The 24,635-nt window shown below is 73.4% G+C and carries 20 protein-coding genes; 13 read left to right on the top strand and 7 right to left on the bottom strand.

All coding sequences use genetic code 11. The annotated features are described in order from the left end of the window. Positions 1 to 11: 11 nt before the first annotated feature. The 3 genes from BLU55_RS05900 (at position 12) to pheT (ending at position 4,737) form a co-directional block, all read left to right on the top strand. Complete coding sequence (locus BLU55_RS05900) at positions 12 to 1,040, top strand: sensor histidine kinase (protein WP_091727177.1); 1,029 nt, start codon at positions 12 to 14, stop codon at positions 1,038 to 1,040. 112 nt (positions 1,041 to 1,152) lie between these two features. Then, positions 1,153 to 2,256: a phenylalanine--tRNA ligase subunit alpha gene (gene pheS, locus BLU55_RS05895; protein WP_091727175.1), complete on the top strand. Its 1,104-nt coding sequence runs from the start codon at positions 1,153 to 1,155 to the stop codon at positions 2,254 to 2,256. Next, a complete protein-coding gene (gene pheT, locus BLU55_RS05890; RefSeq protein ID WP_091727172.1) occupies positions 2,257 to 4,737 on the top strand; it encodes a phenylalanine--tRNA ligase subunit beta in 2,481 nt (826 codons plus the stop codon). Positions 4,738 to 4,984: 247 nt separating this feature from the next. Here the strand turns inward: pheT and BLU55_RS05885 are convergent, their stop codons facing one another. From BLU55_RS05885 to BLU55_RS05865, 5 genes are all read right to left on the bottom strand, one after another. Beyond that, entirely contained in the window at positions 4,985 to 5,761 is a 777-nt protein-coding gene (locus BLU55_RS05885; protein ID WP_331713743.1) for an amidohydrolase family protein, read from the bottom strand. A gap of 394 nt (positions 5,762 to 6,155) precedes the next feature. Further along, a complete protein-coding gene (locus BLU55_RS05880; protein WP_231917063.1) occupies positions 6,156 to 8,765 on the bottom strand; it encodes an FAD-binding and (Fe-S)-binding domain-containing protein in 2,610 nt (869 codons plus the stop codon). A 155-nt stretch (positions 8,766 to 8,920) separates the two neighbouring features. After that, the gene (locus tag BLU55_RS05875) at positions 8,921 to 10,510 is read right to left on the bottom strand and encodes a GMC family oxidoreductase (protein ID WP_091727169.1); all 1,590 of its coding nucleotides are present in this window, start codon (positions 10,508 to 10,510) and stop codon (positions 8,921 to 8,923) included. Then, positions 10,510 to 11,022 (bottom strand): gluconate 2-dehydrogenase subunit 3 family protein, encoded by a 513-nt coding sequence (locus BLU55_RS05870; protein ID WP_091727165.1) that lies wholly within the window; start codon positions 11,020 to 11,022, stop codon positions 10,510 to 10,512. The genes BLU55_RS05875 and BLU55_RS05870 overlap by 1 nt, the downstream gene beginning before the upstream one ends. A gap of 105 nt (positions 11,023 to 11,127) precedes the next feature. Continuing rightward, positions 11,128 to 11,919 (bottom strand): IclR family transcriptional regulator, encoded by a 792-nt coding sequence (locus tag BLU55_RS05865; RefSeq protein ID WP_091733491.1) that lies wholly within the window; start codon positions 11,917 to 11,919, stop codon positions 11,128 to 11,130. 139 nt (positions 11,920 to 12,058) lie between these two features. Between BLU55_RS05865 and BLU55_RS05860 the strand changes: the two genes are divergently transcribed. The 9 genes from BLU55_RS05860 (at position 12,059) to argG (ending at position 20,166) form a co-directional block, all read left to right on the top strand. Further along, positions 12,059 to 12,379: a putative quinol monooxygenase gene (locus BLU55_RS05860; protein WP_091727163.1), complete on the top strand. Its 321-nt coding sequence runs from the start codon at positions 12,059 to 12,061 to the stop codon at positions 12,377 to 12,379. A gap of 81 nt (positions 12,380 to 12,460) precedes the next feature. Next, on the top strand, positions 12,461 to 13,501 hold the full coding sequence (gene argC, locus BLU55_RS05855; protein WP_091727161.1) for an N-acetyl-gamma-glutamyl-phosphate reductase: 1,041 nt from the start codon (positions 12,461 to 12,463) through the stop codon (positions 13,499 to 13,501). Further along, positions 13,498 to 13,959 (top strand): ACT domain-containing protein, encoded by a 462-nt coding sequence (locus BLU55_RS05850; RefSeq protein ID WP_197681113.1) that lies wholly within the window; start codon positions 13,498 to 13,500, stop codon positions 13,957 to 13,959. Before argC ends, BLU55_RS05850 begins: the two co-directional genes overlap by 4 nt. After that, complete coding sequence (argJ, locus tag BLU55_RS05845; RefSeq protein ID WP_091727159.1) at positions 13,956 to 15,119, top strand: bifunctional glutamate N-acetyltransferase/amino-acid acetyltransferase ArgJ; 1,164 nt, start codon at positions 13,956 to 13,958, stop codon at positions 15,117 to 15,119. The genes BLU55_RS05850 and argJ overlap by 4 nt, the downstream gene beginning before the upstream one ends. Next, positions 15,116 to 16,051, top strand: a complete 936-nt coding sequence (gene argB, locus BLU55_RS05840) for an acetylglutamate kinase (RefSeq protein ID WP_091727157.1) — start codon at positions 15,116 to 15,118, stop codon at positions 16,049 to 16,051. The genes argJ and argB overlap by 4 nt, the downstream gene beginning before the upstream one ends. Continuing rightward, positions 16,048 to 17,241, top strand: coding sequence for an acetylornithine transaminase (locus BLU55_RS05835; protein ID WP_091727155.1), 1,194 nt, complete (start codon positions 16,048 to 16,050; stop codon positions 17,239 to 17,241). The genes argB and BLU55_RS05835 overlap by 4 nt, the downstream gene beginning before the upstream one ends. Further along, entirely contained in the window at positions 17,238 to 18,179 is a 942-nt protein-coding gene (argF, locus tag BLU55_RS05830; RefSeq protein ID WP_091727153.1) for an ornithine carbamoyltransferase, read from the top strand. The genes BLU55_RS05835 and argF overlap by 4 nt, the downstream gene beginning before the upstream one ends. Beyond that, positions 18,176 to 18,736 (top strand): arginine repressor, encoded by a 561-nt coding sequence (locus BLU55_RS05825; RefSeq protein WP_091727151.1) that lies wholly within the window; start codon positions 18,176 to 18,178, stop codon positions 18,734 to 18,736. The genes argF and BLU55_RS05825 overlap by 4 nt, the downstream gene beginning before the upstream one ends. Beyond that, on the top strand, positions 18,733 to 20,166 hold the full coding sequence (gene argG / locus BLU55_RS05820) for an argininosuccinate synthase (RefSeq protein WP_091727149.1): 1,434 nt from the start codon (positions 18,733 to 18,735) through the stop codon (positions 20,164 to 20,166). The genes BLU55_RS05825 and argG overlap by 4 nt, the downstream gene beginning before the upstream one ends. Positions 20,167 to 20,350: 184 nt before the next feature. Here the strand turns inward: argG and glpK are convergent, their stop codons facing one another. Together glpK and BLU55_RS05810 are read right to left on the bottom strand one after the other, a co-directional pair. Then, positions 20,351 to 21,871, bottom strand: coding sequence for a glycerol kinase GlpK (glpK, locus tag BLU55_RS05815; protein ID WP_091727147.1), 1,521 nt, complete (start codon positions 21,869 to 21,871; stop codon positions 20,351 to 20,353). A gap of 80 nt (positions 21,872 to 21,951) precedes the next feature. Beyond that, a complete protein-coding gene (locus BLU55_RS05810; protein WP_331713819.1) occupies positions 21,952 to 22,671 on the bottom strand; it encodes an MIP/aquaporin family protein in 720 nt (239 codons plus the stop codon). Positions 22,672 to 22,856: 185 nt separating this feature from the next. Between BLU55_RS05810 and BLU55_RS05805 the strand changes: the two genes are divergently transcribed. Next, positions 22,857 to 24,575: a glycerol-3-phosphate dehydrogenase/oxidase gene (locus BLU55_RS05805; protein WP_091727141.1), complete on the top strand. Its 1,719-nt coding sequence runs from the start codon at positions 22,857 to 22,859 to the stop codon at positions 24,573 to 24,575. Positions 24,576 to 24,635 lie beyond the last annotated feature (60 nt).

The raw sequence follows: 24,635 nt of genomic DNA, 5'->3' as shown, positions 1-24,635 counted from the left end.
GGGTCGGCCGGGTGGACCCCCAGGCGCTGCTCGACTCCCTGCCCGACGGCGTGGTCGTGGCCGACGCCGCCGGCACCGTCACGGCCGTCAACGCCACCGCCCGCCGGCTGCTCGGCGCCACCGCCGAGACCGGCCGGCCGCTGCGCGAGGTGATGGCGCTGCAGGACACCGAGAGCCAGGACTGGTGGTCCGGCAACCGGCCCTACGACGGCATCGGCAGCCGCGTCGGCCTCACCGAGCAGTCCTGGCTGACCCCCGACGGCACCGAGGTGCTGGTCACCGGCCGGATCACCCGCGAGCGCCGCCACGGCCCGGTGTCCCTGGTCTCGCTGGTGATCCGCTCGGGCCGCGGCCGGGCCCGGCTGGACCGCGACCGCTCCGACCTGGTGGCCACGGTGGCCCACGAGCTGCGCTCGCCCCTGACCGGCGTCAAGGGGTTCGTCTCCACGCTGCTGACCAAGTGGGACCGGCTCAACGACGACCAGAAGCGGCTGATGCTGACGACGGTCCACGCCGACTCCGAGCGGCTCTCCCGGCTGATCGCGGAGCTGCTCGACGTGGCCCGCATCGACACCGGACGGCTCCCGCTCTACCCCCGCGAGACCGACCCGCGCCCAATCGTCGACCGGTGCCTCGCCTCGGCCCGCGAGGCCACCTCGCGACCCGTCGTGGCGGCGTACGCCGAGGGGCTGCCGCCGGTCTTCGCCGACCCCGACAAGCTCGCCCAGGTGGTGACCAACCTGGTCGACAACGCCGTGCGCCACGGCGAGGGCACGGTCACGGTCACGCTCGAGCCGCTGGAGCGGCCCTACCGCGGCGTGCGGCTGCTCGTCGACGACGAGGGCGAGGGCATCGACGAGGCGATCCGGGCCCGGGTGTTCACCAAGTTCTGGAAGCACGGCGTGCGCGGCGGCACCGGCCTGGGGATGTACCTCGTCGGCGGCCTGGTCCGCGTGCACGGCGGCGAGGTGCGGATCGGGGAGTCCCCCGCGGGGGGCGCGCGGCTCGACGTGCACTGGCCCTCGGAGGACCGCCGCTGAATCCGGTTGGTGCCCGCCCGGCGCGGGTTCCTAGACTGACCTGCGCAGCCGCCGCACCACGCCGGCACCTCTCCGCGTCCCGCACCACGGGCGCGCCCCACGAAAGGCACTCATGTCGGGCCCCAACACCGAGTACGACCCGGTCCAGGTGACCCCGCTCGACGAGGAGCACGTCACCGCCATGCGGGAGCAGGCGCTGGCCGCGATCGCCGGGGCCGGTGACCTCGAGGAGCTCAGGGCCGTGCGAACCGAGCACGCGGGCGACCGCAGCCCGCTGGCGCTGGCCAACCGGGAGATCGGCGCGCTGCCGCCCCAGGCCCGCAAGGACGCCGGTCGTCGCGTCGGCCAGGCCCGCAAGGACCTCACCACCGCCCTGGCCGCCCGCCAGGCCGAGCTCGAGGTCGAGGCCGAGGCGCGGATGATCGACGAGGAGGCCGTCGACGTCACGCTGCCCTGGGACCGCCGGCCCGCCGGTGCCCGGCACCCGATCACGATGCTGTCCGAGCGCATCGCCGACGTCTTCGTCGCCATGGGCTGGGAGGTGGCCGAGGGACCGCTGGTCGAGGCCGAGTGGCTGAACTTCGACGCCCTCAACCTCGGCGCCGACCACCCCGCCCGCACCATGCAGGACACCTTCTGGACCGAGCCGGCCGAGCACCACCTCGTGCTGCGCACCCAGACCAGCCCGGTGCAGGCGCGCACCATGCTGACCCGCACGCCCCCGATCTACGTCGTCTCGCCCGGCCGGGTCTTCCGCACCGACGAGTACGACGCCACGCACAGCCCGATGTTCCACCAGGTCGAGGGCCTGGTCGTCGACGAGGGCATCACGATGGCCCACCTCAAAGGCACGCTGGACCACTTCGCCGCGTCGATGTTCGGCGACGGGATCACGACCCGCTTCCGGCCGTCGTACTTCCCCTTCACCGAGCCGTCCGCGGAGGTCGACCTGCGCTGCTTCGTGTGCCGCGGCCTGGCCCCGGCCGTCGCCGACTGCCGCACCTGCAAGGGCGAGGGCTGGATCGAGTGGGGCGGCTGCGGCGTGGTCAACCCGCGCGTCCTGGTCGCCTGCGGCGTCGACGCGGAGCGCTTCACCGGCTTCGCGTTCGGCATGGGGATCGACCGCACCCTGATGTTCCGACACGGCGTCTCCGACATGCGCGACATGTTCGAGGGCGACGTCCGCTTCTCCACCGCGTTCGGAAGTGACCTGTAGATGAAGGCCCCCCTGTCCTGGATCCGCGAGCTCGCCGACCTGCCGGCCGACGTGACCGCCGAGGACCTCGCCGCCCGCCTCACCGCGCTCGGGCTCAAGCTCGAGGCGCTGGAGCGGCCCGGCCACGACATCACCGGCCCGCTGGTGGTCGGCCGCGTGCTCTCGGTGGAGCCGGAGCCGCAGAAGAACGGCAAGACCATCAACTGGTGCTCGGTCGACGTGGGCGACGCCAACGGCACGGGCGAGCCGCAGGGCATCGTGTGCGGCGCCCACAACTTCGGCGTGGGCGACCTCGTCGTGGTGGTGCTGCCCGGCGGCGTCCTGCCCGGCGGGTTCGAGATCTCCGCGCGCAAGACCTACGGCCACCTCTCGGCCGGGATGATCTGCTCGACCCGCGAGCTCGGCCTCGGGGACGACCACGACGGCATCCTGGTGCTGGCCCCCGACGCCGGCGAGCCCGGCGAGGACGTCTTCGAGCTGCTCGGCCTGCGCGAGGAGGTCATCGAGCTCGAGATCAACCCCGACCGCGCCTACGCCCTGTCGCTGCGTGGGGTCGCCCGCGAGGCCGCGCTGGCCCACGGCGTCGCCTTCCACGACCCGGCCCGGCGCGAGGTCCCTCCCGCCGACGACGCCGGTCACCCCGTGGTCGTCGACGACCCGGTCGGCTGCCCCGTCTTCGTGGCCCGCACCGTGTCCGGCTTCGACCCCACCGCGCCGACCCCCGACTGGATGGTGCGCCGGCTCGCGCTGCTCGGCCAGCGCTCGATCTCGCTGGCCGTCGACGTCACCAACTACGTGATGTTCGAGCTCGGCCGCCCGATCCACGGCTACGACGCCGACAAGCTGACCGGCGCCATCGGCGTACGACGGGCGCGGGCGGGGGAGCGGCTGACGACCCTCGACGGCACCGTCCGCACGCTCTCGCCCGAGGACCTGGTCGTCACCGACGACTCCGGGCTGATCGGGCTCGGGGGCGTCATGGGCGGCGAGAGCACCGAGATGTCGGCGACGACCACCCGGGTGCTGGTCGAGTCGGCCCACTGGGACGCGCCGTCGATGTTCCGCACCGGCCGCCGCCACAAGCTGACCTCCGAGGCGGGCAAGCGCAACGAGCGCGGCGTCGACCCGGAGATCTGCGAGGCCGCCGCCGACCGCGTGGTCACGCTGCTGGCCGAGCTCGGCGGCGGCACCGTCGACCCGGGCGTCACCGTCGTCGGCACGCCCCCGGAGCGCCGCAGCGTCAGCATCCCGCTCGACCTGCCCGCCCGCGTCACCGGCATGGACATCGCCTCCGACACCACGATCGCCAACCTGCGGGCCGTGGGCTGCGAGGTCGACGCCGGCCCGGACGCCCTGACCGCGGTGCTGCCCAGCTGGCGCCCCGACCTGTCCGACCCCTTCGACCTGGTCGAGGAGGTCGCGCGGGTCGTCGGCTACGAGGACGTCCCGAGCGTGCTGCCGACCGCGCCGTCGGGCCGTGGCCTGACCCCCGCCCAGTCGCTGCGTCGCCGGGTCGGTCGCACCCTCGCGGGCGACGGGTACGTCGAGGTCCTCACCTTCCCCTTCGTCGGCGAGGCCGACCTCGACCGCCTGGGCCTCCAGGCCGACGACCCCCGTCGTACGGCGCTGCGGCTGGCCAACCCGCTCAGCCACGAGCAGCCGCTCATGACCACCACGCTGCTGCCGGGCCTGCTCGGCACACTGGCCCGCAACGTCGGGCGCGGGAACGGCGACGTCGCGCTCTTCGAGGTCGCGCCGGTGACGCTGCCCCGCGAGGGCGCCGGTGCCCCGATCCTCGGGGTCGACCGCCGCCCGACCGAGCAGGAGTGGGCCGAGCTGACCGGCGCCGTGCCCGACCAGCCGCTGCACCTCGCGCTGGCGCTGGCCGGCGACCGGGAGCGGGCCGGCTGGTGGGGCGAGGGCCGCCCGGCGAGCTGGGCCGACGCGATCCAGACCGCCCGGGTGGTCGCGACCGCGCTGGGCCTCGAGCTGGAGGCCCGGTCCGCGTCGCTCGCGCCCTGGCACCCCGGCCGCTGCGCCGAGCTCCTGGTCGACGGCGTCGTCGTCGGCCACGCCGGCGAGCTGCACCCGCGGGTCTGCCGCGACCTCGGCGTCCCGCCCCGCACGGCCGTGGCCGAGCTCGACCTCGACGCCCTGCTGTCGCGCGCCGTCCCGCCGCGGGCGCCGGAGTTCTCGACGTACCCGGTCGCCAAGGAGGACGTCGCCCTCGTCGCCCCCGTCGCGCTGCCGGTGGCCGAGCTGGCCGCCACGCTCCGCGAGGGCGCCGGCCCGCTGTGCGAGTCGGTGCGCCTGTTCGACGTCTACACCGGCGCCCAGGTGCCCGAGGGCAGCCGCTCGCTGGCCTTCGCCCTCCGCCTCCGGGCCCCCGACCGCACCCTCACCGAGCAGGACACCTCCGCCGCCCGCGAGGCGGCCGTCGAGCTCGCCGTCCAGCGGCACGGGGTGGAGCGCCGGGCCTGAGGGGGCCGCTGATTACCCGGACGTCCGGGTAATTGGTGACTGGACGTCTGTTGCAACAGACGTCCAGTGGTCAGGAAGGACGTCGGGTGGTGCTCCCGTGACAGGAGGTACGCCGCGGCAGCCGCCGATCTCGAACCGCGCTGATCACCCGGACGTCCGGGTAATCAGTGACTGGACGTCTGTCGCAACACCCGCCCAGCGACCGGGAACAACGTCCAGTGGTGCGCACGTGACGGCAGGTACGCCGCTAGCCCCCGTGCAGCACCCGCCCGCCGGCCAGCACCAGCGACCGGTCGGGGGTGCGCACGAGCGCGTCCATGGCGTTCTCGGCGTCGAGGAGCACCACGTCGGCGCGGGAGCCCTCGACCAGGCCGTGGGCCTGGCCGCCGACGAAGCGGCCGCCGGCGCCGGTGGCCAGCGACACGACCCGTCGCAGGTCGTCGTCGCGGGCCAGGCCGCAGGCGCGGGCGTACTGCCGGGCGGTGCCCAGGGTGTCGCCCGTGCCGTAGGGGCTCCACAGGTCGCGGATGCCGTCGGTGCCGAGTCCGAGCGCGACGCCGGCCTCCTCGAGCTCGGCGAGCGGCAGCTGCGGGAGCCCGAGCGGGGCGACCGTGGTCATGGTGACGCCGAGCTCGCTCATGGCCTGCAGCAGGTCGCGGCGGCGCGCGGGCTCGAGCTGGGCGACCGCGAAGCCGTGGGCCACGGTCACCCGGCCCTGCAGGCCGTGGCGCTCGACGCGCTCGAGCAGCAGCTCGACCTGGAAGGCGCCCAGCTCGGCGGGGTCGTGCAGGTGCAGGTCGATGCCGCAGCCGTGCCGCTCGGCGATCTCGCACAGGCCGTCGAGCTGGCCCACGGGGTCGCGGTCGATGCTGGCGGGGTCGAGTCCGCCGACGTGCTCGGCGCCCTCGGCGGCGGCCCGGTCGAGCAGCGCCATCACGCCGGGTCGACGCAGCACGCCGTCCTGCGGGAAGGCCACCACCTCCACCCGCAGCGCCCCGTCGTACGCCGCCGCCGCCTCGCGCACCACCTCGATGCCGCGCAGGCCCAGGCCGAGGTCGACGTCGACGTGGGTCCGGATCGCGGTCGTGCCGTGCGCGACCAGCTGCTCCAGGACGGCGGCGGTGATCGCGGGCCCCGGGATGCCGAGCTCGTCGCGCCGTGCCCGCTCGTGGCGGATCCGGCCCTCGACGCCGGGCTCGCCCTCGTAGGACTGCCAGGGCAGGCCCCACCACGACTTGTCGACGTGGGCGTGCGCGTTGACGAGCCGGGCAGGGCGAGCCGGCCGCGGCCCTCGACGCGGTCACGGCCCGCGCCGGTGCCGACCGGCACCACGGCGTCGAGCCGGTCGCCCGAGATCTCGAGGTCGACGCGCTCGCCCCCGTCGAGCAGGACGTCGCCGACCACCAGGTCGGGACCGGTCACCGAGTGGCCTCCTCGACGACCTCCAGCACGTGGCGGTACGACGCGCCCGTGGCCCGGGTCATCCCGATCTCGCAGGTCCGGTTGCCCGAGACGTACGCCGCCCCGGCCGGCAGCGCCATCGCCTGCACCTCGGCCGTCTCGGGGGCGGTGGCCGACGCGGTCAGCTCGGGGTGCAGCAGCCCCCGGTCGCCCGCGAAGGCGCAGCAGCCCCAGGCATCGGGCACCCGCACGTCGTCGGAGACGAAGCGGCCCAGGGCGACCAGGTCGTCGGTGGCGCCCAGCGCGGTGCTGGAGCAGGTCGGGTGCACCACCACGGCCGGCACCGACGTCGACCGTGTCAGGCGCGGCAGCAGGTGGCGCACGGCGTACGTCGTGGCGTCGAGCACCTCGACGCCGTCGAGCACGCCGAGCAGGCCCTCGGTGCAGGAGCTGGCGTCGACCACGACGGGCAGCCGGCCGCCGTCGGTGGCGCGGTCGAGCGAGGCCCGCACCAGGGCGGCCATCCGCTCGTGGCCGGCCACCTGGCCCTTGGACTTCCACGGCGTGCCGCAGCACAGCGAGGGCAGGTCGTCGGGCGTGCGCAGCCGGACGCCCGCGCGCTCGCACAGGGTGCGGAAGGCGTCGTCGGCGCCGCCGCCGAACATGGTGCCGACGCAGGCGCTGAAGAGCACCACCTCGGCCGCGGGGTCGCTGAGCACCTCGCGACGGGCACCGCCCGGACCCAGGGCGGGGTCGTAGAGCGGCACCTGCTCCTCGCCGGCGACGCGCCGGCCCGCCCGGGACAGCCCGACCGGGACCGGGTCGGGCAGCCGTGCCGCGGTGGTGAGAGCGGCGGACGCGGCGCGCGTGGCGCCGTCCCAGTGGCCGGCGGCCGCCCGCCAGACGCGCTCGCTGGTGGGGGAGGTGGCCTCGGACCGGAGCCGCTTGACCAGGTCGCCGGTGTTGATGAGCACGGGGCAGGCGCCTGCGCACATGCCGTCGGCGGCGCAGGTCTCGACGCCGTCGTGGGCGTAGTCCTCGTCGAGCGAGGCGACCAGGTCGTGGTCGCCGCGGGCCAGGGCGGCCTCGCGTTCGCGGCGCAGCACGATCCGCTGCCGGGGCGTGAGGGTCAGCGACCGCGACGGGCACACCGGCTCGCAGAAGCCGCACTCGACGCAGCGGTCGACCTCCTCCTCGACCGGGGCGGCGGTCTTGAGGTCGCGCAGCCACAGCCCCGGGTCGTCGGTCAGCACCGAGCCCGGGTTGAGCACGCCCTCGGGGTCGAACAGCCGCTTCAGCCCGCGCATCACGCCGGTCAGCTCGGCGCCGTACTGCCGCTCCACGAACGGCGCCATGATCCGGCCCGTGCCGTGCTCGGCCTTGAGGGTGCCGCCGAGGTCGAGGACGAGGTCGATCATGTCGGTGGTGAAGTCCTCGTAGCGGCGCAGCATCGCGGCGTCGTCGAAGCGCTCGTCGAGCAGGAAGTGCAGGTTGCCGTCGCGGGCGTGGCCGAAGATGACGGGCGACTCGTAGGCGTGCTGGTCGAACAGCCTGGTCAGGCCCCGGCACATGTCGCCGAGCTGGTCCACGGGCACCGCGACGTCCTCGAGCAGCGCGTTGGAGCCCTGGGGACGGGCGGCTGCGACAGCGCTGTAGAGGCCCTTGCGGGTGCGCCACAGCGAGGCGCGCTCGGCGGCGTCGGTGGTCAGCTCGGCCGACGACGTGAGCGGCAGCCCGCCGAGGCCGGGCTCGGCCTGCGCGCGGGCGTCGGCCAGGGCGTCGGCGTCCGGCGCCTGGAGCTCGACGAGCAGCGCGGCATGGCGGCGTACGTCGAGGCGCCGGATCTGCTCGGGGCAGCCGGGGTCGGACTGGGCCACGCGCAGCGAGGCGGCGTCGAGCAGCTCGGCCGTGGCGACGCCCGTGGCCAGCACGTCGGGCACCGCCGAGGAGGCGGTCGAGAGGTCGTCGAAGACCAGCAGCCCGGTCGCCACCGACGGCATCACCTCGACGGTGCGGAAGACGGCCGAGGCCACGAAGCCGAGGGTGCCCTCGCTGCCGACCATCAGGTGCACCAGCAGGTCGACGGGGTCGTCGTGGTCGAGGAAGCTGTTGAGGCCGTAGCCCATCGTGTTCTTGAGCGCGAACAGCCGCTCCAGGGTCGCCACCGAGCCGGTGTCGCCGCGCACCCGGTCGCGCAGCGCCAGCAGCCCGGCGTGCAGGCCCGGCTCGCGCTCGGCGAGCAGCGCGCCGGCACCGGGGTCGGCGGAGTCGACGACGGTGCCGCTGGGCAGCACCACCACCATCGACTCGACGGTGTTGTAGGTGTTGAGGGCGGTGCCGCACTGCATGCCCGAGGAGTTGTTGGCGATGACGCCGCCCAGGGTGCAGGCGATCTCGCTGGCGGGGTCGGGGCCGAGCTTGCGCCCGTGGCGGGCCAGGCGGGTGTTGACCGCGCGCACCGTCGCGCCCGGCTGCACCCGCACCCGGGCGCCCTGGTCGAGCACCTCGATGCCGGTGAACCCGGTGCGGGTGTCGACCAGGACCGAGTCGCTCAGCGCCTGGCCCGAGAGGGAGGTGCCGCCGCCGCGGAAGGTGAGCGGGACCCCGAGCCGGGTGCAGGCCCGCATCACCTCGGCGACGCCGTCGACGTCCCCGGGGGTGGCGACCGCCTGCGGGTGGAGCAGGTAGTGGGAGGCGTCGTGGGCGCGGGCGAGCAGGTCGAGCGGGCGCCCGGAGACCCGGTGGTCTCCGAGCGCCCGTCCGAGGTCGCGGGCCAGGGTGCTCAGGACGCTCCCGTGCCCAGCTGCGAGGCGATGTGCTCGGCCTGCCGGATCGCCAGCGCGACGATGGTGAGCGTCGGGTTGGCCGCAGCGCCGGTGGTCATCACCGAGCCGTCGCTGACGTAGAGGCCCGGCACGTCGTGGGCCTGCCCGAACGCGTCGACCACGCCGTCCTCCGGCCGCTCGCTCATCCGACAGGTGCCCAGGTTGTGGGTCGCCGGGTAGGGCGGGGTGTGGTGGGTGCCGTTGGCACCGACGGCCTCGTAGAGCATGTCCGCGCGACCGTAGCCGTGCTCGCGCATCGCGACGTCGTTGGGGTGGTCCTCGAAGTGGACGTCGGGAGCGGGCAGACCCCACTGGTCCTGGTGGCCCGAGCTGAGGGTGACCCGGTTGGTCTCCTGCGGCATGTCCTCGCCCACCACCCACATGCCGGCGGTGCGGGAGTAGGCGTCGAGGATCTCGGTGAACTCCGGCCCCCAGGAGCCCGGCTCGGCGAAGGCCGCGAGGAACGCGGGCCCCAGCGAGAGGGTCTCCATGTAGTAGCCGCCCGCGAACCCGCGCGAGGTGTCCAGGCGGGCCTCGTCGGCGATGATGCCGGCCATGGTCTCGCCGCGGTACATCCGCACCGGCTGGTCGAAGCGGGCGTAGACCGAGCCCGTGGTGTGGCGCATGTAGTTGCGGCCCACCTGGCCCGAGGAGTTCGCCAGCCCGTCGGGGTGCAGCGAGCTCGCGCTCATCAGCAGCAGCCGCGGCGACTCGATCGAGTTGCCGGCCACGCACACGACCTTGGCGGCCTGGCGGTGCAGGTTGCCGTCGGCGTCGAGGTAGAGCACCGCGTCGGCGCGGCCGCTGGCGTCGTGGGTGACCTGGACGGCCTGGCTGGAGGGCCGCACCTCGCACTTGCCGGTGGCGACGGCGCGGGGGATCTCGCGCACGGCGGTGCTCCACTTGGCGGTGGACTTGTCGCCCTGGAAGTTGAACCCGTCCTGGATCGAGGCCGGCCGGCCGTCGTACGGCTCGGCGTTGGTGCCGTAGGGGCCGGTCGCGTAGAACTTGTAGCCCACCTTCTCGGCACCGTTGGCCAGCACCTTGTAGTTGTTGTTGGCGGGCAGGGCCGGTCGGCCGTGGCGGTGGGTGGAGCCGATCGCCTTCTCGGCGCGGTCGTAGTACGGCGCCAGGTCGGCCAGCGTGATCGGCCAGTCGAGCAGGTTGGCGCCCTCGATGCGGCCGTAGTGGCTGCGCGTCTTGAACTCGTACTCGCGGAAGCGCGGGGTCGCGCCGGACCAGTGGGTGGTGGTGCCGCCCACGGCCTTGACGATCCAGGCGGGCAGGTTCGGGAAGTCGGTCGCGACCCGGTAGGGACCGGACGCGGTGCGGTTGTCGAGCCAGGCCATCTGGTTGAACGCGGCCCACTCGTCGTTCTCGTAGTCCTCGGGCAGCAGCCACGGGCCGGCCTCGAGCACCACGCAGGGGATGCCCTTCTGGGTGAGCTCGTAGGCCACGGTGCCACCGCCGGCGCCGGAGCCGACGATGACGACGACCTCCTCGTCGTGGTCGATCGGGTTGCCGAGGTGCGGGGTCTGGCCGGCCATCAGTTCGTCCCTCCGGTGGTGCTCAGCTGGTCGTCGGGGGCCACCTCGACGAGGCGCTCGGGCCCGTCGTACTCCTCGATGCGGGGGGTGGGCAGCCAGTCCAGGTCGTCGAAGCCGCGGTGCAGGTAGCCGCCCTGGGAGAACGACTCGCCCTCGTAGCCGAGCAGGTCCCAGACCTCGTGGTCGTTGTAGAGCGTCACCACGGTGACGCCGCGCACGAAGGCGAAGAACTCCGCGTCCTCGATGCCGCGCAGCAGCGCCAGCGCCTGCTCGTCGTCGAGGTCGACGAAGCGGGTGCCGCGCGAGCGCTGGGCCGCGACGTCGAGGCTCTCCAGCCCGTTGACCAGGGCCAGGTGGTGCCACAGCGACTCGTCGACCTGGTCGATGATGGTGTCGGCGGTCCGCTCGTAGGGACCGTCCGGGAAGCTCGGGTGGGGGTACGCCGCGCGCAGCAGGCGGACGAGGTTGGCGCGGGCCTCCGGGGTGAAGGCGGCGCGGGTCGATGCGGCCATGGGTGCTCCCTGATCCGGCCCGGTCACCTGCCGGGCCCCTGTGATGGACGCCACGTTAGGAAGCCCTCACCCGCGCGCCAACCCCGCTTATCGCGTGGTGAGAAGTCAGTGGGCCTGGGTCCGACCGGCCCGGTAGAACCGGCTCACCCGCGACGCGGCGGCGCGCAGCGCGGTCTCCACCTGCTCGGGCGCCTGGGCCATCCGGGCGTCGGTGCCCGACACGGCCACCGAGCCCAGCAGGGCGCCGTTGCCGCTGCGGACCGCAGCGGCCACGCAGGTGGCGCCGGCCTGGAACTCGCCGTGCTCCCAGGCCAGGTCGCGGTCGGCCACCACGGCCAGCTGGGCGCTCAGCTCCTCGTGGCGGGTGATGGTGCCGGGGCCGAAGCGCGGCATCGGCTCGGGGTCGAGGTGCAGGGCGCGCTGCTCCGGCTCCATGCTGGCGAGCAGGATCTTGCCCAGCGCGGTGGCGTGGGCGGCCTCGTGGAACCCGAAGTCGATCGGCCGCAGCCGCGGGCAGGTGGGGGAGTCGGCGGTGAAGACCACGGTGATCTGCGAGCCCCGGTGGACCGCGAAGTACGCCGCCAGGTCGAGCTGCTCGTGCAGCGCGCTCACCTCGGCGCGCACCTGCCGCGGCACCCCGATCTGCTGGTGCAGCGAGACGCCGAGCTGGTGCAGCTTGTAGCCGAGCTCGAAGCGCTTCTCCTCGCGGATGTGCACCAGGTAGTCGCTGTCGAGCAGCTCGCGCGCCAGCCGGTAGACCGTCGGCAGCGGGAGACCGGTCGCGTCGGCGATCTCCTTGGCGGACGCGCCCCCGCGGGCGGCCACCACCTCGAGGATGTCCAGGGTGCGGTGCACCGAGCCCGGCCGCGAGCCGTGCTCCTGCGTCGCCGTGACCATGGCCACAGGGTAGGGGGGCCGGGGTAGCCCCGCGACACCTCCCACGCTTCTCAACCCACGACAACGGCGGTGGTCCCCCCACGCGGCCTCTGGCAGCATCGCCCGCGACCGTGACCCCGCACCCCGAGGAGCGCCCCGCATGATCTTCATCTGCGTCAAGTGGAAGGTGAAGCCCGAGCACGCCGACGACTGGGTGGAGCTGAGCAAGGACTTCACCGAGGCCACCCGCGCCGAGCCCGGCAACCTGTTCTTCCAGTGGTCGCGCAGCGTCGACGACCCCCACGAGTACGTCCTCATCGAGGCCTTCCAGGACGACGCCGCCGAGGCCCACGTGACCAGCGACCACTTCAAGCAGGCGCAGGCCGACCTCCCGCAGTACGTCCAGGAGACCCCGAAGGTGCGCAACGTCCTCATGGAGGGCGACCACTGGGACGAGCTCGGCGAGTTCCGGATCGGCTGACCGCTCGACCGCACCCGACCCGGGACGCCCCGGCCCGGCCACTCGCCCGCGTTGGCGGACTATGCAGACTTCTGTATAGTCATGCACATGGCGAAGGTGAGAGCGGCTGTGGCCGGGGCGAGCGGGTACGCCGGGGGAGAGGTCCTCCGGCTGCTGCTCGGGCACCCCGACGTCGAGATCGGTGCCCTGACGGGCGGGTCCAACGCGGGGCAGACCCTCGGGTCGCTGCAGCCCCACCTGGTCCCGCTGGCGGACCGGGTGCTGGAGGAGACCACCCCCGAGACCCTGGCCGGCCACGACGTCGTCTTCCTCGCCCTGCCGCACGGCCAGTCCGGCGCGGTGGCCGCGGCCCTGGGCGAGGACACCGTCGTCGTCGACTGCGGCGCCGACTTCCGGCTCACCGACCCCGCCCTGTGGGAGCGGTTCTACGGCTCCCCGCACGCCGGCTCCTGGCCCTACGGCCTGCCCGAGCTGCCGGGCCAGCGCGAGCTGCTCACGGGCGCCCGGCGCGTGGCCGTCCCCGGGTGCTACCCGACCGTCTCGACGCTCGCGCTCGCGCCCGCGGTCGCCGCCGGCGTCGTGGCCGCCGACGACCTCGTGGTCGTCGCCGCCAGCGGCACCAGCGGAGCCGGCAAGGCGGCCAAGCCGCACCTGCTCGGCAGCGAGACGATGGGCTCCGCCTCGGCGTACGGCGTGGGCGGGACGCACCGCCACACCCCCGAGATCCTGCAGAACCTCGGCGGGCTCACCGACGCCGAGGTCCGGCTCTCCTTCACCCCCGTGCTGGTGCCGATGCCGCGCGGCATCCTGGCCACCGCCAGCGGCTCGGTCGCCGAGGGGGTGGGCGAGGCCGACGTGCGCGCCGTCTACGAGCAGGCGTACGCCGACGAGCCGTTCGTCCACCTGCTGCCCGAGGGCCAGTGGCCCACCACCAAGGCCGTCCTGGGCTCCAACAGCGTCCACCTCCAGGTCGCGCTCGACGAGGCCGCCGGCCGGGTGGTCGTCGTCGCCTCGGTCGACAACCTCGCCAAGGGCACCGGGGGAGCGGCCGTGCAGTGCATGAACCTCGCGCTCGGGCTCCCCGAGGCCACCGGCCTCACCACCGTCGGGCTGGCGCCGTGAGCGGCGCGACGCCGGTCGAGCCGACCGGGACCACGGGACCCGCCGCGACCTTCACCCTGGAGCAGTTCCCCGAGAAGCTCGCCGTCGTGCGGCTCGGGCCGGGCGCTGAGGTGCCGTCGTGGGTCGAGTCCTCGTCCCTGTTCTCGGTGACCGCGACCGCCCGCGAGACCAGCCTGGTCTGCGCCACGCGCAGCGTGCCGCGCAAGACGCAGCAGCAGGGCCCCTTCACGGCGTTCGCCGTCCAGGGCCCGCTCGACTTCGCGCTCACCGGCGTGCTGGTGGCGCTGCTGACGCCGCTGGCCGAGGAGGGGATCAGCGTCTTCACGATCTCCACCTACGACACCGACTGGGTGCTGGTGCCGGTCGGCGACGCCGACCGGGCCGCCGAGGCGTGGCGACGACGGGGCCACCAAGTCGCCCCCGCCGTCCCCGTCAAGCCCTCCAGGAGCTCCTCATGAGCGTCACCCACCCCGCCGGGTTCACCGCCGCCGGCGTCGCGGCCGGCATCAAGTCCCCCCGCGAGGACGGTCCCCCGAAGGACCTGGCGCTCGTGGTCAACCAGGGTCCGACGTACGACTCGGCCTCGGTGTTCACCGCCAACCGCTGCAAGGCCAACCCGGTGCTGTGGAGCCAGGAGGTCGTCAAGGACGGCACCGTCCGGGCCGTCGTCCTCAACTCGGGTGGCGCCAACTGCTACACCGGGCCCGCGGGCTTCCAGACCACCCACGCCGTGGCCGAGCGCGTCGCCGAGCGCGTGGGCGTCGGTGCCGTCGACGTCGTGGTGTGCTCGACCGGCCTGATCGGGCTGACCAACGACCGCGAGGTGCTGCTGGCCGGTGTCGACACCGTCGCCGCGGCCCTGTCCGACGACGGTGGCGCGGACGCCGCCACCGCGATCATGACCACCGACTCGGTGAGCAAGCAGGTCGTCGTCGACGGCGGCGGCTGGTCGGTCGGCGGCATGGCCAAGGGCGCCGGCATGCTGGCGCCGCAGCTGGCCACGATGCTGGTCGTGCTCACCACCGACGCGGTCGTGCCGGCCGCCGACCTCGACGCCGCCCTGCGCGTCGCGACGGCCGCGAGCTTCGACCGCCTCGACTCCGACGGCTGCATGTCGACCAACGACACCGTGACCGTGATGGCCAGCGGCGCCAGCGGCGTGACGCCCTCGCTGCCCGACTTCACCGAGACCCTGACCCGGGCCTGCACCGACCTGGCGATGCAGCTGCTGGCCGATGCCGAGGGCGCCGACCACGAGATCGCCATCACCGTGCTCCACGCCGCCTCGGAGGCCGACGCCGTCGAGGCCGCGCGCAGCGTGGCCCGCAGCAACCTGTTCAAGGCCGCGGTGTTCGGCCAGGACCCCAACTGGGGCCGCGTGCTGGCCAGCATCGGCACCACGCAGGCGGCCTTCGACCCCGCGGACCTCGACGTCGCCATGAACGGCGTCTGGGTGTGCCGCCGGTCCACGCCGGCGGAGGACCCCGCCGGCGTCGACCTCTCCGGCCGGGAGGTGAGCGTGACGATCGACCTCAAGTCGGGCGACGCGCGGGCCACCGTCTGGACCAACGACCTGACCCATGCCTACGTCCACGAGAACAGCGCGTACTCCTCATGACCAAGCCCCCCTCCTCCGTCCCCGCCCAGGTCCTCGCCGGCGCCCTCCCGTGGCTGATGAGGTACCACGGCCAGGTCGTCGTGGTGAAGTACGGCGGCAACGCCATGACCGACGACACCCTCAAGGTGGCGTTCGCCGAGGACATCGCGTTCCTGCGCTACGCCGGCTTCAAGCCGGTCGTGGTCCACGGCGGCGGCCCCCAGATCTCCCGGATGCTCGACAAGCTCGGCATCGAGTCGGAGTTCCGCGGCGGCCTGCGCGTCACCACCCCCGAGGCCATGGACGTGGTCCGGATGGTGCTGGTCGGACAGGTCCAGCGCGAGCTGGTCGGCCTCATCAACCACCACGGCCACATCGCGGTCGGTCTCTCCGGCGAGGACGCCGGCCTGTTCACCGCCGAGGCGACCAACACGGTCGTCGACGGCGAGGAGGTCGACCTCGGTCTCGTCGGCGAGGTCTCCCGGGTGCGCCCCGAGGCGGTGCTCGACCTCATCGAGGCCGGCCGGGTGCCGGTCATCTCCAGCGTCGCCCCCGACGAGGACGGCGTGGTCCACAACGTCAACGCCGACACCGCCGCCTCCGCCCTGGCCGTCGCGCTCCGCGCCCAGAAGCTGCTGGTGCTGACCGACGTCGAGGGCCTCTACCGCGACTGGCCCGACAGCGACGAGGTGATCCAGGAGATCGGCCCCGAGGCCCTCGCCGAGCTGATGCCGAGCCTCGACTCGGGCATGGTGCCCAAGATGCGGGCCTGCCACGACGCCGTGACCCACGGCGTCCCGCGCGCCACGGTCGTCGACGGCCGCCACGCCCACGCCGTGCTCCTCGAGCTGTTCACCGACGAGGGGGTCGGCACCCAGGTGCTGCCCGGCGTCGAGACCAAGCTGCGCAAGGCCTACTCCTACGAGGACAGCGACGGAGGGGACACCCCGTGAGCGACCTGCACGAGCGGTACGCCGCCAGCCTGATGAACTCCTTCGGCCCGCCCAAGCTGGCGCTGGTCCGGGGCGAGGGCGCCCACGTCTGGGACAACGAGGGCCGCGAGTACGTCGACCTCCTCGGCGGCATCGCCGTCAACACCCTCGGCCACGCCCACCCCGCCCTGGTGGCGGCGCTGACCGAGCAGGTCGGCACGCTGGGCCACGTCTCCAACTTCTTCACCACCCCGCGCCAGGTCGAGCTGGCCGAGCGGCTGCTGGCGCTGATGACGCCCGCTGACGTCGAGGCCCGGGTGTTCTTCTCCAACTCCGGCACCGAGGCCAACGAGGCGGCGCTCAAGCTGACCCGGCTCACCGGCCGCACCCACCTGGTGGCCATGGAGGACGCGTTCCACGGGCGGACCATGGGCAGCCTGGCGCTGACCTCCAAGCAGGCCTACCGGACCCCCTTCGAGCCGCTGCCCGGCCACGTCACCTGGGTGCCCTTCGCCGACGTCGAGGCGCTGGCGGCCGCCGTCACCGACGAGACGGCCGCCGTCGTGATCGAGCCCCTGCAGGGAGAGGCCGGCGTCAACGAGGCCCCCGCCGCGTTCCTCACCGCGGCCCGCGAGATCACCGAGCGCCACGGCGCGCTGCTGTGGCTCGACGAGGTCCAGAGCGGGATGGGCCGCACCGGCACCTGGCTGGCCAGCCAGCCCTCCGGCGTGGTGCCCGACGTCGTCACCCTGGCCAAGGGCCTCGGCGGCGGGGTCCCGATCGGCGCGACCATCGGGCTGGGCCGCGCGGCGCACCTGTTCGAGCCCGGCCACCACGGCACCACCTTCGGCGGCAACCCGCTCTCCTGCGCCTCGGCGCTGGCCGTCATCGACACCATCGAGCGCGACGGGCTGCTGGCCCGCGCCACCGAGGTCGGCGCCCGGCTGCGCTCCTCGCTGGCCCGGGACCCGCGGGTCACCGAGGTCCGCGGGCTCGGCGTCCTGGTGGGCCTCAGCCTGGCCGAGTCGGCTGCCCCCGCGGTCGTGGCCGCTGCCCAGGAGCAGGGCTGGATCATCAACGCGACCGGTCCCGACCGGATCCGCCTGGCGCCGCCGCTGGTGGTCACCGACGCCGACGTGACGGCCTTCCTCGACGCCTGGCCCGGGCTGCTCGACGCCGCCGGCCTCACCGCTCCCGGGAGCCCGTCGTGACGCGGCACTTCCTGCGCGACGACGACCTCACCCCCGCCCAGCAGGCCGAGGTGCTCGACCTGGCCGTCCGCCTCAAGGCCGCGCCGTACGACGAGCGCCCGCTGGCCGGACCGCGCACCGTCGCCGTGCTCTTCGACAAGCCCACGCTGCGCACCCAGGCGTCGTTCGCCTCCGGCATCGCCGAGCTCGGTGGCTTCCCGATGATCATCGACGGGTCGCTGGCCCAGGTCGGCGTGCGCGAGTCGGTGCCCGACGTGGCCCGGGTGCTCGGACGGCAGGCCGCGATGGTGGTCTGGCGCACCCACGACCAGTCGCGGCTGGAGCAGATGGCCGAGCACTGCGGCGTCCCGGTCGTCAACGCGCTCACCGACCAGTTCCACCCCTGCCAGGTGCTGGCCGACCTGCTGACGCTGCGCGAGCACCACGGGCCGCTGGCCGGCCAGGTGCTGGCCTTCGTCGGCGACGCGGCCTGCAACATGGGCCACTCCTACCTGCTGGCCGGCGCCACCGCCGGCATGCACGTGCGGGTCAGCGGCCCCACGGGGTTCCACCCCGACCCCGAGGTGCTGGCCCAGGCCGAGACCGTCGCGCACGCCACCGGCGGCTCGGTGGCGTTCGTGGCCGACCCGGTGGAGGCCGTCACCGGAGCCGGCGCGGTCGCCACCGACACCTGGGTCTCCATGGGCCGGGAGGACGAGGCGGCGGCACGCGTGGAGGCCTTCGCCCCCTGGCAGCTCGACGCCACCCTGCTCGGCCACGCCGACGCCGACGCCCTGGTGCTGCACTGCCTGCCGGCCTACCGCGGCAAGGAGATCACCGCCGAGGTCATCGACGGCCCGCAGAGCGTGGTCTGGGACGAGGCCGAGAACCGGCGCCACGCCCAGAAGGCCGTGATGACCTGGCTGCTCGACCGGAGCCGGTCCGGGGACTGCGCGTGAGCGACAGCGCCCACATCCCGGTCACCAAGGGGGCCCGGCAGCAGCGCATCGTGGAGATCCTCGGCACCGGCCAGGTGCGCTCGCAGGGCGACCTCGCCGACCGGCTGCACGCCGACGGCATCGCGGTCACCCAGGCCACGCTCTCGCGCGACCTGGTCGAGCTCGACGCCGTCAAGGTCCGCGGCTCCTCCGGCGCCCTGGTGTACGCCGTCCCCGGCGAGGGCGGCGACCGCACCCCGGTCGTGGCCCGCGAGAGCGCCGCCTCCGAGGCCCGGCTCTCCCGCCTGTGCGGCGAGCTGCTGGTCTCCGCGGAGTCCTCGGCCAACCTGGTCGTCCTCCGCACGCCCCCCGGGGCCGCCAACTTCCTGGCCTCGGCCATGGACAAGGCCGAGCTCGGCGACGTGCTCGGCACCATCGCGGGCGACGACACCGTCCTGGTGATCTCCCGCGACCCGGCCGGGGGAGCGCTGCTCGAACGCCGCTTCCTCGACCTGGCCAACGGTGCGCACCGCACCACCCTCGACGACACCACTCACCTCACGAAGGGACATCCATGAGCAAGGTCCTCACCTCGCTGCCGATCGGTCAGCGGGTCGGCATCGCCTTCTCGGGCGGGCTCGACACCTCGGTGGCGGTGGCCTGGATGCGCGACAAGGGCGCCGTCCCGTGCACCTACACCGCCGACATCGGGCAGTACGACGAGCCCGACATCTCCGGCGTGCCCGACCGGGCGGTGGAGTACGGCGCCGAGATCGCCCGCGCCGTCGACTGCCGCGCCCAGCTGGTCGAGGAGGGCCTGGCCGCGATCGCCTGCGGGGCCTTCCACGTCCGCTCCGGCGGCCGCACCTACTTCAACACCACCCCGCTCGGCCGTGCCGTCACCGGCACCATGCTGGTGCGCGCGATGCACGAGGACGGCGTCGACATCTGGGGCGACGGGTCGACCTTCAAGGGCAACGACATCGAGCGGTTCTACCGCTACGGCCTGATGGCCAACCCGGAGCTGCGGATCTACAAGCCGTGGCTGGACGCCGACTTCGTGCAGGAGCTCGGGGGCCGCGCCGAGATGAGCCAGTGGCTCACCGAGCACGACCTGCCCTACCGCGACAGCAAGGAGAAGGCCTACTCCACCGACGCCAACATCTGGGGCGCCACCCACGAGGCCAAGACGCTGGAGCACCTCGACGTCTCGCTCGAGACCGTGGAGCCGATCATGGGCGTGAAGTTCTGGGACCCCGAGGTCGCCATCGAGACCGAGGACGTCACCGTCCGCTTCGAGCAGGGCCGCCCGGTCGCGATCAACGGCACCCGCTTCGACGACGCCGTGGCGCTGGTGATGGAGGCGAACGCCGTCGGTGGGCGCCACGGCCTGGGGATGAGCGACCAGATCGAGAACCGCATCATCGAGGCCAAGTCGCGCGGCATCTACGAGGCGCCCGGCATGGCGCTGCTGTGGGCGGCGTACGAGCGGCTGCTCAACGCGATCCACAACGAGGACACCGTCGCGCAGTACCACAACGAGGGCCGCAAGCTGGGCCGGCTGCTCTACGAGGGCCGCTGGCTCGACCCGCAGGCGCTGATGATCCGCGAGTCGATCCAGCGCTGGATCGCCTCGCTGGTGACCGGGGAGGTCACGCTGCGGCTGCGTCGCGGCGAGGACTACACGGTGCTCGCCACCTCGGGGGAGAACTTCTCCTACCACCCCGACAAGCTCTCGATGGAGCGCACCGAGAACGCCGCCTTCGGCCCCGTCGACCGGATCGGCCAGCTGACCATGCGCAACCTCGACATCGCCGACTCGCGCGACAAGCTCGAGCAGTACGCCGCCCAGCCGCTCGACCAGGGCCAGGTGCTGGTCGAGAACGGCACCCTCTACGGCGCCATCGAGCCCGGCGGCTACGACCGCATCACCCGCAACCCCGCGGCCGAGGTCGACGACTCCGACCGCGCCCTCGACGACGTGGCCATGGAGGTCGGCACCGACTGAGGGGCCCCGGGCCTCGCAGACGCGCGGACACAAGTTCCGGTCGCTGTCCGATCTGCACGGACTTGACCGGACCAACCGGACACCACCGAAAACTTGAGTCCGCGCGTCTGCGTGCCTCCCCCCGGGGACGGCGCACGGCCGCCACCCCCCGCGGGTGGCGGCCGTGCGCGTCTGCGGCTGTGGGTCAGTCGACGTCGTCGTCGACCCAGTCGAGGGTCTTGGCGACGGCCTTCTTCCAGTTGCGGTAGAGGCGCTCCCGCTCGTCCTCGTCCATCTGGGGCGACCAGCGCTTGTCCTCGCCCCAGTTCTCGGTGATGTCGTCGGTGTTCTCCCAGTAGCCCACCGCCAGGCCCGCGGCGTACGCCGCCCCGAGCGCGGTCGTCTCGGCCACCTTGGGCCGCACCACGTCGACGCCGAGGATGTCGGCCTGGAACTGCATCAGGGTCTCGTTGACGACCATGCCGCCGTCGACGCGCAGCTCGGTGAGCGGCACCCCGGAGTCGGCGTTCATGGCGTCGAGGACCTCGCGGGTCTGGAACGCCGTCGACTCCAGCACCGCCCGGGCGATGTGGTGGCGGTTGACGAAGCGCGTCAGCCCGACCAGCGCACCGCGGGCGTCGGAGCGCCAGTGCGGGGCGAACAGGCCCGAGAACGCCGGCACGAAGTAGGCGCCGCCGTTGTCGTCGACCTTCTTGGCCGACTCCTCGATCTCGGCCGCCGAGGAGATCATGCCGAGGTTGTCGCGCACCCACTGCACGAGCGAGCCGGTCACCGCGATCGAGCCCTCGAGGGCGTAGACCGTGGGCTCGTCGCCGAGCTTGTAGCACGTGGTGGTGAGCAGGCCGTTCTCGCTGGGCACCTGCTCCGTGCCGGTGTTGAGCAGCATGAAGTTGCCGGTGCCGTAGGTGTTCTTGGCCGTGCCCTTCTCCAGGCAGGCCTGGCCGAAGGTGGCCGCCTGCTGGTCGCCGAGGATGCCGGCGATCGGGGTGCCGTTGAGCACGCCGGGCTTGCACTCGCCGTACACCTCGGAGCAGGAGCGGATCTCCGGGAGCATGGAAACCGGGATCCCCATGTCGGAGGCGATCGACTCGTCCCAGGTCAGGTCGGCGAGGTTCATCAGCATGGTGCGGCTGGCGTTGGTGACGTCGGTGACGTGCACGCCGTCGTTCTCGGCGCCGCCGGTGAGGTTCCACAGCAGCCAGGTGTCGGTGTTGCCGAAGAGCAGCTCGCCGGCCTCGGCCTTCTCCCGCGCACCGTCGACGTTGTCGAGGATCCACTTCACCTTCGGCCCGGAGAAGTACGTCGCCAGCGGCAGCCCGCACACCGCCTTGTAGCGGTCGGGGCCCTCGTCCCCGGCGAGCTCGTCGACGATCTTCTGCGTCCGGGTGTCCTGCCACACGATGGCGTTGTAGACCGGCTTGCCGGTGGCCTTCTCCCACACCACCGCGGTCTCGCGCTGGTTGGTGATGCCGACGGCCTCGATGTTCTTGCTGTTGAGGTTGGCCTTGCCGAGCGCCCCGCCGATGACCTCGCGGGTGTTGTTCCAGATCTCGATGGGGTCGTGCTCGACCCAGCCGGCGCGCGGGAAGATCTGCTCGTGCTCGATCTGGTCGACCGAGACGACCGATCCGCTGTGGTCGAACACCATCGCGCGGGTGCTGGTGGTGCCCTGGTCGATGGACAGGATGTAGGTCTTCGTGGCCATGGTCGGTGTGCCTCCAGAGGGTGGTGCCGAGTGGGTGGCGGGCAGGTGCGGGGAGTGCGGCTCGGGTGTCGCGGCGGGGCTCAGACGAACCCGACGGCGTTGGCGGCCAGGCCGCCCAGGACGCCGCCGATGATCGGCGCCACGACGGGGACCCAGGCGTAGTGCCAGCCGCTCGAGCCCTTGCGGGGGATCGGCAGCAGCGCGTGCATGATGCGCGGCCCGAGGTCGCGGGCCGGGTTGATGGCGTAGCCGGTGGGGCCGCCGAGGCTGGCCCCGATGGCCACGACGAGCAGGGCGACGGCGAGCGGACCGACCTGGGTCGGGGTCTTGCCGAACGCGAGGATGACGAAGATCAGCACGAAGGTGCCGATCACCTCGGTGACGACGTTCCAGACCGGTGCGTGGATGGTCGGCATGGTGCTGAAGACGCCGAGCTTGGAGCCCTCGTCGGCCTCCGGGTCGTCGAAGTGCTTCTTGTACGCCGCCCACGCCAGGCCCGCGCCCAGCATCGCGCCGAGGACCTGGGCCACGATGTAGACCACGACCTCGACGAACGACAGGTCGACGCTGCCCGACGCCACCAGGCCCAGCGTCACCGCGGGGTTGAGGTGGGCGCCGGACTTGTAGGCGACGTAGACGCCGGAGTAGACGCCCAGGCCCCAGCCGAAGTTGATCAGCAGCGTGCCGCCCCCGAAGCCGCCCGTCTTGGGCAGCACCACGTTGGCGACCACGCCACATCCCAGCAGGATGAGGATGGCCGTGCCCATGAGCTCGGGCACGAAGATGTCGGTGAACACGATGCCTCCTGTCGGCGCCCCGATGATCGCTGTGACCCCCGTCACTGACGCAGCCCCACCGTAGGGACCTCGGTCCCCGGACGCCAGTGCCGCCCCTGGCGGGCACCCGCCCCTCCCCGCGACGCCCAGGGACGGCATAGGTTCGGAGCAGCGACACGACAGCCGACCGACACCCCAGGAGACCGGCCATGGTGGCACCTGCCCGACTCGACCTCGACCAGCGTGGCGACACGTGGTCGTCCCTGCCCGACCACGACGTGGACGTGCTGGTGGTGGGCGGCGGCGTGACCGGCGCCGGTGTCGCGCTCGACGCCGTGACCCGCGGCCTGTCGGTGCTGCTGGTGGAGCAGCGCGACTACGCCTCCGGCACCTCCTCGCGCAGCTCCAAGCTGTTCCACGGCGGCCTGCGCTACCTCGAGCAGCTCAACTTCTCGCTGGTCCGCGAGGCGCTGCGCGAGCGGGAGCTGATGCTGACGCGGATCTGCCCCCACCTGGTGCGCCCGGTCTCGTTCCTCTACCCGCTCAAGCACCGGTTCTGGGAGCGGCCCTACGTCACGGCCGGCCTGACCCTCTACGACTCCATGGGCGGCGCCCGCTCGGTGCCGCGCCACAAGCAGCTGTCGCGCACCAAGGCGCTGCGGATGGTGCCCGGCCTGCGCAAGGACGCGCTGGCCGGTGCGCTCCTCTACTACGACGCCAAGTCCGACGACGCCCGCCACACGATGACGGTGGCCCGCACGGCCGCCTCCTACGGCGCCCGGCTGCTGACCTCGGCCAAGGTCGAGCGGCTGCTGCGCGAGGGCGAGCGGGTCGTCGGGGCCGAGGTGACCGACGTCGAGTCCGGCGAGACCGCCACCGTCCGCTGCCGGGTGGTCATCAACTGCACGGGCGTGTGGACCGACGACGTGCAGGAGCTCGCCGGGGGTCGCGGCCAGTTCCACGTGCGGGCCTCCAAGGGCGTGCACATCGTGGTGCCGCGCGACCGGATCAACTCCGAGACCGGGCTGATCCTGCGCACCGAGAAGTCCGTGCTGTTCGTGATCCCGTGGGGCATGCACTGGATCGTCGGCACCACCGACACCGACTGGGACCTGGACAAGGCCCACCCCGCGGCGAGCCGTGCCGACATCGACTACATCCTCGAGCACGTCAACACGGTGCTCGCGCACCCGCTGACCCACGACGACATCGAGGGCGTCTACGCCGGCCTGCGGCCGCTACTCAAGGGCGAGAGCGAGAGCACCTCCCAGCTCTCCCGCGAGCACGCCGTCGCGCGGCCCCAGCCCGGCCTGATCTCGATCGCCGGCGGGAAGTACACCACCTACCGCGTGATGGCGGCCGACGCCGTCGATGCCGCGCGCCCCGACCTGGCGAGCAACGTGCCCGAGAGCGTCACCGAGCACATCCCGCTCGTGGGTGCCGAGGGCTACCACGCCCTGAGCAACCAGGTCGAGACGATCGCCCTGCGGCAGGACCTCCCGGCCTGGCGGGTGGAGCACCTGCTCGGCCGCTACGGCTCGCTGGTCGAGGAGCTGTTCGCGATGTGGGCCGAGGACCCGTCGCTCAAGGACCCCGTCCCCGGCGCGGAGGAGTACCTCCGGGTCGAGCTGCTGTACGCCGCCACGCACGAGGGCGCGCTCCACCTCGACGACCTGCTGGCCCGCCGCACCCGCATCTCGATCGAGACCAAGGACCGCGGCGTGACCTGCGCCCGGCCCGTGGCCGAGCTGGTCGCCGACGCCCTGCAGTGGGACTCCGGCCGCGTGGACGACGAGGTGAAGGCGTGGGAGGCGCGGGTCGCGGCCGAGCGCGAGTCGCAGACCGAGGCCGCCGACCAGGAGGCCAACGCCGAGCGCCTCGCGGCCCCCGACTTCCGCAACCGCAGCGTGGGTCGCGCCCTGGCCTGAGGTGCTCGGGCCGTCCCGCCAGGGGGCCTCGCGGCCCCCTGCCGGCCCGGTCCTGGCGCC

This window comes from Nocardioides scoriae (assembly GCF_900104965.1).
In the GTDB taxonomy this organism is placed as follows: domain Bacteria; phylum Actinomycetota; class Actinomycetes; order Propionibacteriales; family Nocardioidaceae; genus Marmoricola; species Marmoricola scoriae.
Note: the sequence above shows the minus strand (reverse complement) of the source record. Positions and strands in the feature narration are given on the sequence as shown.

What these genes read in the sequence shown, in the direction of transcription:
- pheS (WP_091727175.1), top strand. Translation starts at nt 1,153, where the DNA reads ATGTCGGGCCCCAACACCGAGTACGACCCGGTCCAGGTGACCCCGCTC.
- pheT (WP_091727172.1), top strand. Translation starts at nt 2,257, where the DNA reads ATGAAGGCCCCCCTGTCCTGGATCCGCGAGCTCGCCGACCTGCCGGCC.
- BLU55_RS05880 (WP_231917063.1), bottom strand. Translation starts at nt 8,765, where the DNA reads ATGCGGGCCTGCACCCGGCTCGGGGTCCCGCTCACCTTCCGCGGCGGC.
- BLU55_RS05875 (WP_091727169.1), bottom strand. Translation starts at nt 10,510, where the DNA reads ATGGCCGGCCAGACCCCGCACCTCGGCAACCCGATCGACCACGACGAG.
- BLU55_RS05870 (WP_091727165.1), bottom strand. Translation starts at nt 11,022, where the DNA reads ATGGCCGCATCGACCCGCGCCGCCTTCACCCCGGAGGCCCGCGCCAAC.
- BLU55_RS05865 (WP_091733491.1), bottom strand. Translation starts at nt 11,919, where the DNA reads ATGGTCACGGCGACGCAGGAGCACGGCTCGCGGCCGGGCTCGGTGCAC.
- BLU55_RS05860 (WP_091727163.1), top strand. Translation starts at nt 12,059, where the DNA reads ATGATCTTCATCTGCGTCAAGTGGAAGGTGAAGCCCGAGCACGCCGAC.
- argC (WP_091727161.1), top strand. Translation starts at nt 12,461, where the DNA reads ATGCACATGGCGAAGGTGAGAGCGGCTGTGGCCGGGGCGAGCGGGTAC.
- argJ (WP_091727159.1), top strand. Translation starts at nt 13,956, where the DNA reads ATGAGCGTCACCCACCCCGCCGGGTTCACCGCCGCCGGCGTCGCGGCC.
- argB (WP_091727157.1), top strand. Translation starts at nt 15,116, where the DNA reads ATGACCAAGCCCCCCTCCTCCGTCCCCGCCCAGGTCCTCGCCGGCGCC.
- argG (WP_091727149.1), top strand. Translation starts at nt 18,733, where the DNA reads ATGAGCAAGGTCCTCACCTCGCTGCCGATCGGTCAGCGGGTCGGCATC.
- glpK (WP_091727147.1), bottom strand. Translation starts at nt 21,871, where the DNA reads ATGGCCACGAAGACCTACATCCTGTCCATCGACCAGGGCACCACCAGC.
- BLU55_RS05805 (WP_091727141.1), top strand. Translation starts at nt 22,857, where the DNA reads ATGGTGGCACCTGCCCGACTCGACCTCGACCAGCGTGGCGACACGTGG.